The following is a 12,442-nucleotide window of genomic DNA, read 5'->3' as shown; positions in this document are numbered from 1 at the left end:
GGCCGACACGGGCCTGGCCCCGGCTATTTCTGGTAGCCGTAGTTGTCGCAGGTCCGGCGTCCCTGGACGCAGTTCCTGGTGCGCTTGTTCATGGTGTTGACATCCCACATCACGAACGCGTCGCCATGCATCGACGAGGCGCTCTTACCCTCCTTGTCGGAGGAGAGGTAGTAACCGGCCGGGGTGCCCTTGGCCGGGTACTGGATGTCGAAGGTGATCGCCGGGATCCGCACCGGGTGGCTGGTCGGGCAGGAGTTGCCGCTGCCGTACGCCACATGGTCCTTGTGGTTGGGGCTGTCCAGGTGCTTGCCGTCCCAGCAGTCCGGGAACTGCATCATGAAGTGCAGCGTCGCGTCGCCTCCGCAGATGGGCCAGTTGCCGTTGGTGCTGCGAGCGATGCCGTCGAGGTCACCGGGGCCGTAGAAGGCGCAGTAGAACTGGCCGGTCGCGCCGCGCGGCGTCGGCTTCTTCTTCTTGGCGTCACCGGAGATCATGCGCAGGCCGTTGGGCATCGGCATCTGGCCGGTCGAGTTCTTGGCGAGCGAGCGGTAGTAGACCCGGAACCCGGTGGTCTCGACCGGTTTTCCCGTCGCGTTGTCGTAGAGCGTGGGCACCCAGTAGGCGGAGTGGTCCTGGACGGGCTTGCAGGAGGTGGCAGTGAACGTCGTCAGGTCGCCGGCGACGGTGTTCGCGTCGACGGCCTTGTTGCCAACGAACGAGTGCATGTGTGACGCGCCCGGTAGGCCGGGGGCCACGATCGGGTCGTCAGGTAGCCGGTGGCTGTACTGGCAGTCCGCCCGGAACTCCGGCAGGTTGCCCACACCGGACGGGACGGGGTCGACCTTCAACGCCCGGTACGCGTCGGCCTGCGCCTTCCAGGCCGCCCGGTCGACGGGAATCCAGCCGGTAGCGGGGATCTTCGGCGCGACGGCTGTCGACGGTGTCGTGCCGGTCGATGGGGTCGGGGGAACCGTCGGCGGCGCGGATTCCGACGTCGCCGCGTCGGACCGTGGCTGCCCGGCCGACGGCGACGGGTATTGCAGGGCGTTGGCCGCGTTCGACGGCTCGGGCGTCACCCAACCGTTGCCCAGGTACACGCCCCCGGCCGCGACGACGAGCAGGACTGCCACTCCGGCGGCCACGCCGAGTTTGTTGCGGGCCGGCCACCCCGGAAGGCGATGACGGGACGGCGGCGGGCTCTCGTACGACACCTGTCACTCCCAACGAGCCGACATGAGGCTGACCCGAATGGCCACGGCCGCCGAATGGTAGGCCCCCACCGCCCGTACTCGACAGTTCCTTATACCTTCCTTAAAGTGCGCGGCCCCTGGTGTCCACACTGGTCAGTGGGTCGCGCCTGGCCACGGACGCAGAGCAGCCGAATGTTGCGGATTACCGTTCTCGCTGGGTGATATGTATCGCTTTCCCAATCCGTCGAAGGTGAAGGTTGCCTCGGGCTACCGTGTCCCCGGTTCAAGTGATCATCGTGAGCGGTCGACCCCCGACCGGACTCACGGGAACCGGGTTGCATACCCGAAGGAGGTTCCATGGCTCGCACCCGCATGATTGGGGCGTTTGCCGCTGTCCTCGTCCTACCGGCTCTCACTGTCACAGCCGTGACGTCGCCGGCGTCGGCGCAAGCCGCCGCGCCGAAGGTCGCCCCGCCGAGTGACATGCGTGAGCTCACCCGGAAGGACTTCACGCTGGACGGTCGACCGATCGAGACGCCCTCGCGGTACCAGCCGCGCACGAGCGCGCGGAGGCAGGCGCAGTCGGTCGAGACGCCGGCGGTCGGCACGGTCCGTCAGTGGCTCGGCCTCGACGACGTCCAGGGCTCGGTCTACCGCAAGGACTACACGCTGCGGGCGGTCGGTGAGCACATCGAGGTCTGGGTCGCCAACGACCTGTCCTTCCCGGCCGGTGACTGCCGCGCCCAGGTGCCGTCCTCGACGCAGATCACCGACGCGCAGGTGAAGCACCTCGTCGACGAGTTCGACACGAACATGTACCCGAAGGAAACCAACGCCTTCAGCACCCCGCCGGACCGGGACGGCACCAACGCCCAGATCGGTCCGGACGCCAACGGCAATGGTGGGGTCTACACCGGCGCCGGCAACAAGACCGTCACCCTCGTCGACAACGTGCGGGACGACAACTACTACACGTTCCCGGCGGCACCGACGTACATCGCCGGGTTCTTCTCCGCGCAGTTCAACGAGTTGCTCGACCGCAACGTGATGACCGTCGACGCGTTCGACTGGCTCCACCGCATGACGGCGAACCCGCCGGACGAGCCGACCAGCGACCTGTGCACCAGTCGGGGCGCCCGGCCGAACAGCTACGAGGGCACGTTCGCGCACGAGTGGCAGCACCTCGCCCACTACTACGCGGACCCGTTCGAGGGTAACTGGATCAACGAGGGTCTCTCGGACTTCGCCATGTCGTTGACCGGATACAGCGACTCGAAGGCCACGGTCTTCGACCGGGGAGCCGACGGTCACCTCTACTGCTACCAGGGGTTCGGCACGGTCCAGACGCCGTACAACACCAATCCGCGGGACTGCGGCGGGCCGGAGAACTCCCTCACCCTCTGGGACGAGAGCCCCAACCCGAACGCGGTCCTCGCCGACTACGGCAACGCGTACTCGTTGATGCTCTTCCTGTACGACCGTTACGGTGCCGACTTCATGTCCCGGTTGCACCGCGACGGTGCCCGGCAGGGCCTCGCGAGCCTGGACGCCGAGCTGGAGACGGTCGGGGTCCACGACGTCTACCAGGTCATCCACGACTTCCAGTCGATGACGCTGCTCGACAAGCTCGTCGGCGAGTCGAAGTTCGGCATCACCCTCGGCGTCGCCAAGAGCCGGGTCACCACGCCGAGCCTGCGCTCTACCGTCAACCTGGCCAGCGCGGCGGCCAACGGTACGCCGGGCGCCGCGCCGAACGGTGCCGACTACGTGCAGTTGGCCGCGGCCAAGGGCAAGGTGCTCAGCGGTCGTGACCTTCGATCTGTGAAGTTCCAGGGCGCGAAGACCCTGCCCGCGCTCCCGCTGTCGTGGACGACCACCACACAGGACCCGGACCGGCCGGGCAACGCGGTTCTCTTCTCCGGCAACGCCAACAGCCTCGACTCGACGGCGGTCACCTCCGTCGCCGTGCCGACCGCCGACCCGACGCTGCGGTTCCAGGCCAAGTACGGCGCGGAGCTCGGCTACGACTACGGCTACGTCACCGTGTCGACCGACGGCGGCGCCACGTACACCGCGATCCCCGGTGACAAGACGGTCGACGGGCCGCGCGGTCCGGCGCTCAACGGCACGACGAGCGGCTTCGAGGCCCGCTCGTACGACCTGTCGGCGTACGCCGGGAAGAGCGTGCTGCTCGGCTTCCAGTACATCAGCGATGGCGGCACCAACGAGGGCGGCCTGCTGCTCGACGACATCACCGTCGGCGGGAACCTGCTCAGCGACGGCGCCAGCCTGGCACCGTTCGACTCGCCCACGGAGATCCGGCCGACCCAGATCAACAACTGGAACCTGCGGCTCATCGGCATCGACGAGAAGCACTCGATCGCCTGGCAGTTCGAGAAGAACGGTCGCTCCGAGGTCACGATCGGCAAGCTTGAGCTGGCCGTGCTGGACGCCTTCCCGAAGGTCGTCGCCGTGGTGGCGTACGACGAGCCGACCGAGCAGGTGCGGCAGTACGCACCGTACAAGCTCACTGTGAACGGTGTGGTCCAGCCCGGTGGTAGCAACTCGCTGAGCTGATTACACCCCGGTTGCGGGGGCACTCGCCGTCGATGTCGACGTCGGGTGCCCCCACGCTGGGGCCGGGTCGGCTCGGCCGGAAAATGTCGGCCGGGAAGGTGCTGCCGGACAGCGCGCGGGTATTGCAGGGCGATGACATCAACCTGGAAGCCGCACGAGAAGCACGGCGGCCTGTCGGACAAGGACAAGCGCGAGCTGCCGGAGACCGTCTTCGCGTTCCCCGGCAAACGCAAGGAACCGATGACCGATGCCAGCCACGTCCGCAACGCCATCGCCCGGTTCGATCAGGTCCAGGGCGTCACCGACAAGGACCGGGACCTGGCCTTCCAGAACATCCTCGCCGCAGCCAAGCACTACGGTGTCGACGTCGCCGAGACGAACTGGCGTCAACTCGGCAAGCTCCCGCACACTCCGAATCCCGCCCACTGACGGGATGCTCGCACGTTTCGGCGCGCTCGCCGGATAGGTTCGCCTCCGCCGGGTAAGCGGCGCGGATGCCCGCCAAGCAGGAGCCGGCAGCCGACAACGACCCGCCCCCGCACGGGGTGTCCCGGGTCGACCGAACCTGGTCCAGAGTGCCCGAGCGGGTGCGGCACGGGCTGCGCTCCCGCGCCTGGCGGTTCCGCCTCTTCGGACTGCTCGCCGTGCAGGCCGGCGTCGCGGCGACGATCGCCTGGTTCGTGGGGGCCCAGTTCCTGGACAATCCCTCGCCGGTCCTCGCGCCCACCACAGCTGTCGGCATCGTGGCCGCCTCGATGGGCACACGCCTGCGGCGCACCATCGAGCTGCTGGTCGGTGTCGTTCTCGGGCTCGCCGTCGGTGACGCGGTCATGCCGCTGTTCGGCATCGGGGCCTGGCAGACCGGCTTGGTCGTCGTGCTGGCGATCATCGTCGCCATTCTGCTCAAAGGCGGTGGCTCCCTACTCACCCAGGCCGGTGGCACCGCGGTGCTCATCGCCACCCTGGAACCGCCAGTGCGTGACCTGTCCGTTCCTCGCTTCGTCGATGCCGCGGTCGGCGGACTGGTCGGGTTGGCGGTCGGTCTGCTGGTGGTGCCCATCCACCCGCAGCGGACCGTGCAGCGTCTGGCCGAACCCGTCCTCGATCCGGCTATCGCCGCCCTGCACAGCCTGGGCGGGGCGTTGCGTCGTCGGGACCATGACGCCACCGAGCAGAGTCTGATCGGCCTGCGGATCCTCGGGTCTCGGGTGACCGCGCTGGACGAGGGGCTCGGGGCTGCCCAGGAGGTGGTGCGACTGGCGCCGCTACGGTGGCACCAACGCAGGTTCCTGGCCCGCTCCACCCAGGCCATCAAACATCTCGAGCGGAGCCTCTACGGCTGTCGGGCCGTTGCGCGGAGACTCACCAAGGCTCTCCGGGAGGATGAGCCGATACCGGAGGAGTTTGCGGCAGCCATCGAGCTGCTGGCCACCAGCATGCATACGCTGAGACGCACCACCACCCCCGAGCGGGCGGATCCGCAGGAGGCGCGCCAGCAGATCCTGACCGCTCTCAAGCTGGTCGGAGAGGCGCAGGGGCCCGCCGCCCCGGATCCCACCCGTCCCCACTCCCACCGGTTGGGCTATTCGGGAATGATCGCCGTGGGTGAATTCCGCACGGCCGCTCACGATTTGCTCATCGCCAGCGGGTTGGACACCGACGAGGCGGCAGCGTTGGTGCGGCGGACGGCGGACCGGGACGAGTGGGACTGAACCGCCCCAGCACGCCCGTCAGGTGGTCTTCAGCGAGGCGAGGACGTCGAGGTAGTGCGGGTTCCGCATGACCCCCAGCACGTTGCCGAACGGGTCGACCACCGCCGCGGTGATGAACCCCTCGTCTCCGTGCGGAGTGATCGGCTGGTACTCCGTGGCACCCATCGCCAGCAGTCGCTCGACGGTGGCGTCGAGGTCGTCGACGCACCAGTGCATCACCGCGCCGCCGGGCCCCGTCGCGGCCCCGGGCGGTGCGTACCTGCTGTCGATGATGCCCAGTTCGGCCTGGTAGTCCCCGATGCGAAACTCCGTGTAGGCCGGGCGTCCGTCGGGGCCGGGGCGCATGAAGTACGCCTCGATGCCGAGGAAGTCCGCGTACCAGGCCGTGGCCGCTTCCACGTCGTCCGCCCAGATGTTCAGGGTGGCGAATCCTCGCAGGCTCATCAGGTGTCCTCTCGTCGATGTCGTTGGTATCGACGCTATCGACGATTGCGGAAGCTCTGCTTCCGCAATGAGCTGCGGCCCGCATCTTTCGTCGGTTCCCGGGTAGTCGCCGCCATTGCCAGTACGAGTGGCGGGGGACAGCGTGGACAGCTACCCGGCAGTCGAGAACCACGGTCTGATCGGTGATCTACAGACCGCGGCACTGATCAGCACGGACGGCACTGTCGACTGGTTCTGCGCGCCCCGCTTCGACTCGCCGAGCGTCTTCGGCGCGCTGCTGGACCGCCGCAACGGCGGCCACTTCCAGCTCTCGCCGGACGGCGTCGACTACACGAGCAAGCAGCTCTACCTGCCCGGTACGCCGATCCTGATCACCCGCTTCCACAGCGCCGACGGCGTCGGTGAGCTGTTGGACTTCATGCCCGTCACCGGGGCCGAGGCCACCGACCGGCACCGGTTGATCCGACTGGTGCGGATGGTCCGGGGGAGCATGCAGTTCCGCTTCCACTGCCACCCACGGTTCAACTACGGGCGCGACCCGTACGAGCTGGAGGTGCACCCCGAGGGCGACGTCTTCCGCAGCGCGACGATGAGCCTCACCCTCGCCGCCTTCAAGAACTCGCTCCGCGAGTTCGACATGAAGGACATCAAACGGGACACCGACGGTGTGTCCGCGTCGTTCACCCTGCACGCCGGCGACATCGGCGGAGTGACCCTGGAGACGGCCTGCCCGCACGCGCCCCGAGCGCTCACCACCGACGAGGCGTGCGAGCTGCTCGCCGAGACCCGCGACCACTGGCGGAGGTGGGTGGGCGGTTCCCGCTACAAGGGCCGCTGGCGGGAGGTGGTCGAGCGTTCGGCGATGACCCTCAAGCTGATGACGTACGCGCCGACGGGCGCCCTGGTCGCCGCACCCACCGCCGGGCTGCCCGAGCAGATCGGCGGGCAGCGGAACTGGGACTACCGCTACACCTGGATCCGGGATGCGTCCTTCTCCGTGCACGCGTTGCTGCGCCTCGGCTTCACCGACGAGGCCGAGAAGTATCTGCTCTGGCTCGACGCGCGCATCCGGGAGGCACGGGACGGCAACCTGCCCCTGCAGATCATGTATCGCATCGACGGCTCACCGGACCTTCCCGAGGAGGTGCTGGGCCACCTGGAGGGGTACCGCGGCTCCGCGCCGGTGCGGATCGGCAACGGCGCGGCCGGCCAACTCCAACTGGACATCTACGGCGAGGCGCTCGTCTCGTTGGAGCTCGCGGACCGCAACGGGCTGATCGCGCCGTACGAGGGGTGGCGCAAGACGGCCGGGTTGATGGACTGGCTCTGCGAGCACTGGGACCAACCCGAGGACGGCATCTGGGAGACCCGGTCCGGCCGGCAGGACTTCACCTACGGTCGGGTGTTGTCCTGGGTGGCGCTGGACCGGGCCATCCGCATCGCCCGCCGTCGGGGCCGCCCCGGTGACATCGCCCGCTGGTCCGCCCAACGTGACGCCATCTACGAGCAGGTGATGACTCGTGGGTTCAATCAGGAGCGCCGCGCGTTCGTGCAGCACTACGGCTCCGACATCCTGGACGCCTCGCTCCTGGCGATGCCGGGGCTGAACTTCATCTCGCCGACCGACCCGATGTGGGAGTCGACGCTGCGGGCCATGGACACCGGCCTGGTCTCCGACAGCCTGGTCTACCGCTACGACCCGAAAGCCTCGCCGGACGGCCTCGCCGGCACCGAGGGCACCTTCAACATGTGCACCTTCTGGTACGTGCAGGCGCTCGCCCTGGCCGGCCGGATCGACGACGCCCGGTTGACCTTCGAGAAGATGCTCACCTACAGCAGCCCGCTCGGCCTCTACTCCGAGGAGATCGCACCGACCGGTGAGCAGATCGGCAACTTCCCGCAGGCGTTCAGCCACCTCTCGCTGATCAGCACGGCGGCCCATCTCGACGACCTGCTCGACCGGCAGGGCTGACCGGTCCGCTCAGAACAGCGTCAACGGCTCGACCGGGATCGGCTCGGGCAACGCGTCGAGCCCGGGTACGCGTGCCCGTACCTCGTCGTGGAACCGGCGGGCGAGCGCCGGCGCGTCGGCGTTGTCAGGGGTGTGGATGAACATCGTCGGCGAGCGTCCCTCGCGTAGCCAGGTGACTGTCAGGTCGACCCACCGCTGCCACCCCTCGACAGTGCGCGTCGGGTCGTCGCGACCGAGGTAGCGGACGATCGGCCGGTCGGTCAGCGCGAGGGACCGGAGCGGCAGGCGTGGCTTCTTGGTCCAGGCGTCCCGCTCCGCGTCGCTGGTCGGCGGGCTCGTGAAGAAGGCGGTCGTGTCGAAGGGGATCCACTCGGCGCGGGCGGCGGCGAGGGTCGCCCCGAGCATTCGGGCCGCTCGGGCGTCGGTGAAGAACGCGGGATGGCGGACCTCCACCGCGTACCGGTGGGACCGCGGAAGCTGTTCCAGGAAACGGCCCAGGGCCGGGACGTCGGCGGGCGCGAACGAGCCGGGTAGCTGGATCCAGAGGGCGTGGGCGCGCGGGCCGAGCGGCTCGATGGCGTCCAGGAAGGCGCGCAGCGGTTGGTCGACGTCGGTGAGCCGACGTTCGTGCGTGATGACCTTGGGAAGTTTGAGGACGAACCGGAAGTCGGGATCCGTCTGCGCGGCCCAGGAGGCCACTGTGTCCCGGGCCGGGGTCGCGTAGAACGTGGTGTTGCCCTCCACTGCGTCGCACCAGCTGGCGTAGTGCCGCAGGCGCTCGGTGGGCGGCAGCCGGTGGCCCGGCCACGACCGGTGACTCCACATCGCGCACCCCACGTGCAGACGCATGACCGCCCTTTCCGCCGGTGACCGCGCTCGACCGGAGCCCACCGTATACGGGCCAGCGGACCCGGCCGGCCCACGGTGCGGCAGGTAGGGTCCGACGCCATGCGTGTGCTGTTCGCCAGTCTTGCGTCCGTCGGTCACACCTATCCGCTGATCCCGCTGGCGATCGCCGCCCGGGACGCCGGGCACGAGGTCCACTTCGCCGCCGGTCCGGAGGTGCACGCGCCCCTCGCCGCGCACGGCCTGCGGCCGTTCCGTCCCGGCGACGCCTTCTACGAGGTGTACGCCGAGGATCTCGCACCGGAGCTGGCGCGGCTGCGGCCCGACCTGGTGGTGCACGAGTGGGGGCTGCCGGGGGCGGCCGTGGCGGCGCACAGGGCCGGGATCCCGGGCCTGTGGCACGGGTTCGGCCGGATGTTTCCCGAGGGCATCGGCCTGGAACTGCCCACCAGGAACGCCGAGGTCGTCGGCCGGCCGCACCTGGACATCTGGCCGCCCTCGCTCCAGGACAAGGACTTCCTCGCCACCGAACGTCGGATCGAGCTGCGACCGGTCGCCTTCTCCACCCCGGCCCCGCTGCCCGAACGGGTGAGCCGTCGCACGTCTCGACCGTTGATCTATCTGACCCTCGGCACCGCGTTCGGCACGCCGGAGTTGATGCGCACCGCCATCGCCGCTCTGGCGACGCTGGACGCCGACGTGGTGGTCGCGGCGGGCCGGGTGCCCGTCGAACAGTTGGGCGAGATCCCCGCCCACGTCAGCGTGCACCAGTGGGTGTCGCAGGCGGAACTGTTGCCGCTCGTCGACCTGGTGGTGCACCACGGTGGCAGCGGCACCACCCTCGGCGCGCTCGCGGTGGGCGTACCGCAGTTGCTGCTGCCACAGGGCGCGGACCAGTTCGCCAACGCCGACACGCTTGCCGCCGCCGGTGTCGCAGTGCGGCTCCTGCCCGGCGAGGTGGACGCGGGCGCCATCGCCGAGCAGGTCCACCGGCTGCTGCCGCAGCGCGGCAGCGTCGAGCAGCGCGACGCGGCCCGCCTGATCGCCGAGGAGATCGCCGGCATGCCCTCGCCGGCGGCCGTCGCTCGGCTCCTGCCGGAGTACGCCGCCTGAGGCGAGCCGAAGTCGTCAACTCAGGGTTGACGCGACGAGATGCGTCAACCTATGGTTGACGCATGACAGATCCTCTCCAGATGGGTAACCCCGTCAAGCTCGACGACCTGATCCAGGCGATCAAGACGGCGCACACGGACGCGCTCGACCAACTCACCGACGCGGTCATCGCCGCCGACCACCTCGGCGAGGTGGCCGATCATCTGATCGGGCACTTCGTGGACCAGGCCCGACGCTCGGGCGCCTCCTGGACCGACATCGGCCGCAGCATGGGGGTCACCAAGCAGGCCGCCCAGAAGCGCTTCGTGCCGAAGGCGACCGAGGCGGCAGCGCTCGACCCCAACGCAGGCTTCGGCCGGTTCACCCCTCGCGCCCGCAACGTGGTGATGGCCTCGCAGGAGGAGGCCCGGGCCAGCGGCAACGCCGAGATCGGCCCCGAGCACCTGGTGCTGGGCCTGCTGGCCGAGCCGGAAGGGCTGGCCGCCAGGGTGATGGCTGGTCGGGGCGCCACCCCCGAGGCGGTACGGGAGGCGGTCGGTGCCGTCCTCCCACCACGGGCCGAGCAGGTTCCGGACCTCATCCCGTACGACGCGCGGGGCAAGAAGGCGTTGGAGTTGACCTTCCGGGAGGCGCTGCGCCTCGGGCACAACTACATCGGCACCGAGCACATGCTGCTCGCCCTGCTCGAGCAGGAGGACGGCGCCGGCGTGCTCACCAACCTTGGCCTGGACAAGGCGACGGTCGAGGGCGACCTGGCCGCCGCCCTCGCCGCCGCCGTCGGGAAGAAGTGAGAACCCGGGGTCAGGGGGCCTCAGGAAAGCCGTAACGCAGGGCGTGCTCCGGATCGGCCGGGTCGATCTGGCGTACGCCCGCGTCGGCGAGGCGCTTGTTGACCTCGTCGAGTTGCTCGCGCACCAGGCGGGCCTCCTCCTCCGTGACCCGGCCCCGGTGTGGCTTGCCGGCGTGCTCCAACGTGCCGTAGTCGATCTTCTCGGTGGTCTTGCGGGCCTTGGGTGGGCGGACCCGCTCGGCCGTCTTCAACAGTTGCGCCATCGGCACGTCGGTGGCCATCGCGTCGAACTCGCTGGCGGTCAACACCACCCGGCGGGGCTCACCGCCACCGTGCCGGTCGTGGATCTCCACCACCGCCACGTCCAGCGCGGCATCGTCGATGTTCTCCACCTCGCCCGGGGTGGCGTCCAACTGCACGGGCCCGGCGACCAGGTCCGGGTGCTCCAGCACGACGACGCGGACCACCTCGTCGTCCTGCTGCAGAACCGTGCCGGTGAAGTCGGAGACGTGGATCGTCTTCTTGCCCATGCGCGGAGCTTCTCCTGTCGTAGGCCGGGATGGCGGACCACAAGAAATTACCCGACAGGTGTGCGAAAGCCCCCGCTGGACCTCCTCCGGTGTGTCGCCCCGGGCGACCGTCGGAGGCTCCCCTTCGGTGCCACCCACCCGGTGCTGCGTCAGTGGGTGTTCAGGCGGTGCCGACTGGAGCTGCCGACGGGCAGCTTGTTCAGCCCGGCCCACGACAGGGCGCCGCCGATGGTCCTGGGGTTCCGGTAGCGCGGCTGGGGTGGATTGCCTCCGACGGCCTCCGCCGCCTGCCAGAGTCGCTCGGGGTCCTGCTGGTAGTGGTCGCTCGGCTGAATCGGCATGCGTTCACCGTCCCAAACAAAGGTGTCCAGATATAGAAATACATATGACGGTCGATTCGTGCGGTTGGTTCCCGCACCCCTGGCCCGTTCGGCCCCGACGTATCCTGCGCCCGGCCCTGCCGTCCGGCGTACGGTGATCCACGACGGGTCGGGGTGACGGGGAGGTGCGCATGCTCGACCGGCGGCTGCACCTGCACCTGGCCACCTGGCTCGGCCAGTGGCCGGCCGGGCCGGGGTTGCACGTGGTCGCCTCGCACCGGCGGGCCGCACCGGCCTGGGATGGCCGGCTGCGCCCCGCGCTCGCCGTGGACACCGGGCGGAGTGCCGTGCTCTCCGTCGCGCCGGACCGCGTGGCGGCGATCCGCGAGTTGGTTCGCCGTACGCCGACCCGGCTGCTCGCCGCGTTGCCGGAGGCCGTCGGCCGGCCAGAGTTCTGCGTACACGACGGTCCCTTCCGGTGGAGCCTGGCACCCGCGCCGCTGCCCGACGTGGGGGAGTGGACCGAGCCGACCGCCCCTGGGCTGCCGCCGTGGCTGCGACTCTTCGACCGGCCGGTGCTGGTGGTCCGTGACCCGGACGGCACCTACCTGGCCGGTGCCGGGATCAAGCGGCACGACGCGTACGGGCACGAGTTGGCCGTCGGCACCGTGCCGGCCGCCCAGGGGCGCGGCCTCGCCCGCCGACTGGTGGCCCAGGCGGCACGGCGGGTGCTCGACGAGGGGGCGGTCCCCACCTACCTGCACGAGCGGGACAATCACGCCTCGGCCCGGGTTGCCGACGCGGCGGGTTTCCCGGACCGGGGCTGGCGCGCGTACGGGGTCTATCCGCGCTGAGCGGCATTGGGCGCGGACCGTGGATCCCGGGCCGGATCCACGGTCCGCAACCTCCCCCCAGGCCCCGATTCCGGGTGTAACGGCCGCCGCTGGG

General features: G+C 69.7%; 12 protein-coding genes. 7 read left to right on the top strand and 5 right to left on the bottom strand.

Annotated features, from left to right (window positions below; genetic code table 11):
- Positions 1-23 precede the first annotated feature (23 nt).
- Positions 24-1,211 (bottom strand): DUF1996 domain-containing protein, encoded by a 1,188-nt coding sequence (locus tag OH804_RS21985; protein ID WP_406059191.1) that lies wholly within the window; start codon positions 1,209-1,211, stop codon positions 24-26.
- A 336-nt stretch (positions 1,212-1,547) separates the two neighbouring features.
- Between OH804_RS21985 and OH804_RS21980 the strand changes: the two genes are divergently transcribed.
- The 3 genes from OH804_RS21980 to OH804_RS21970 all read left to right on the top strand — a co-directional run bounded on the left by OH804_RS21980 (position 1,548) and on the right by OH804_RS21970 (position 5,479).
- Complete coding sequence (locus OH804_RS21980; RefSeq protein WP_406059189.1) at positions 1,548-3,767, top strand: peptidase M6 immune inhibitor A; 2,220 nt, start codon at positions 1,548-1,550, stop codon at positions 3,765-3,767.
- Between the two features lie 132 nt (positions 3,768-3,899).
- Entirely contained in the window at positions 3,900-4,196 is a 297-nt protein-coding gene (locus OH804_RS21975) for a DUF6582 domain-containing protein (RefSeq protein ID WP_196921397.1), read from the top strand.
- Positions 4,197-4,261: 65 nt separating this feature from the next.
- Positions 4,262-5,479: an FUSC family protein gene (locus OH804_RS21970; protein WP_406059187.1), complete on the top strand. Its 1,218-nt coding sequence runs from the start codon at positions 4,262-4,264 to the stop codon at positions 5,477-5,479.
- A gap of 18 nt (positions 5,480-5,497) precedes the next feature.
- On the opposite strand, the gene OH804_RS21965 is transcribed toward OH804_RS21970, so the two are convergent.
- Positions 5,498-5,923 carry a VOC family protein gene (locus OH804_RS21965; protein WP_196921399.1) on the bottom strand — a complete coding sequence of 142 codons (426 nt, stop codon included), beginning with the start codon at positions 5,921-5,923 and terminating at the stop codon, positions 5,498-5,500.
- Between the two features lie 142 nt (positions 5,924-6,065).
- Between OH804_RS21965 and OH804_RS21960 the strand changes: the two genes are divergently transcribed.
- Positions 6,066-7,895, top strand: a complete 1,830-nt coding sequence (locus OH804_RS21960; RefSeq protein ID WP_196924803.1) for a glycoside hydrolase family 15 protein — start codon at positions 6,066-6,068, stop codon at positions 7,893-7,895.
- Between the two features lie 9 nt (positions 7,896-7,904).
- On the opposite strand, the gene OH804_RS21955 is transcribed toward OH804_RS21960, so the two are convergent.
- Entirely contained in the window at positions 7,905-8,720 is an 816-nt protein-coding gene (locus OH804_RS21955) for a DUF72 domain-containing protein (RefSeq protein ID WP_196924804.1), read from the bottom strand.
- Between the two features lie 123 nt (positions 8,721-8,843).
- Here OH804_RS21955 and OH804_RS21950 point away from each other — a divergent pair, with 123 nt between their 5' ends.
- On the top strand, positions 8,844-9,854 hold the full coding sequence (locus tag OH804_RS21950; protein ID WP_196921400.1) for a glycosyltransferase: 1,011 nt from the start codon (positions 8,844-8,846) through the stop codon (positions 9,852-9,854).
- A 62-nt stretch (positions 9,855-9,916) separates the two neighbouring features.
- On the top strand, positions 9,917-10,645 hold the full coding sequence (locus tag OH804_RS21945) for a Clp protease N-terminal domain-containing protein (protein WP_196921401.1): 729 nt from the start codon (positions 9,917-9,919) through the stop codon (positions 10,643-10,645).
- Positions 10,646-10,655: 10 nt separating this feature from the next.
- Here the strand turns inward: OH804_RS21945 and OH804_RS21940 are convergent, their stop codons facing one another.
- Both OH804_RS21940 and OH804_RS21935 read right to left on the bottom strand, forming a co-directional pair.
- Positions 10,656-11,174, bottom strand: coding sequence for a hypothetical protein (locus OH804_RS21940; protein WP_112582133.1), 519 nt, complete (start codon positions 11,172-11,174; stop codon positions 10,656-10,658).
- 149 nt (positions 11,175-11,323) lie between these two features.
- A complete protein-coding gene (locus OH804_RS21935; RefSeq protein WP_196921402.1) occupies positions 11,324-11,515 on the bottom strand; it encodes a DNA repair protein in 192 nt (63 codons plus the stop codon).
- A gap of 170 nt (positions 11,516-11,685) precedes the next feature.
- Between OH804_RS21935 and OH804_RS21930 the strand changes: the two genes are divergently transcribed.
- Positions 11,686-12,348 (top strand): GNAT family N-acetyltransferase, encoded by a 663-nt coding sequence (locus OH804_RS21930; RefSeq protein ID WP_196921403.1) that lies wholly within the window; start codon positions 11,686-11,688, stop codon positions 12,346-12,348.
- Positions 12,349-12,442: the final 94 nt, after the last annotated feature.

Origin of the sequence: Micromonospora sp. NBC_00860 (genome assembly GCF_045207375.1) — a bacterium.
GTDB classification, from domain to species: domain Bacteria; phylum Actinomycetota; class Actinomycetes; order Mycobacteriales; family Micromonosporaceae; genus Micromonospora; species Micromonospora vinacea.
This window is presented reverse-complemented; position numbering and strand designations above follow the sequence as displayed.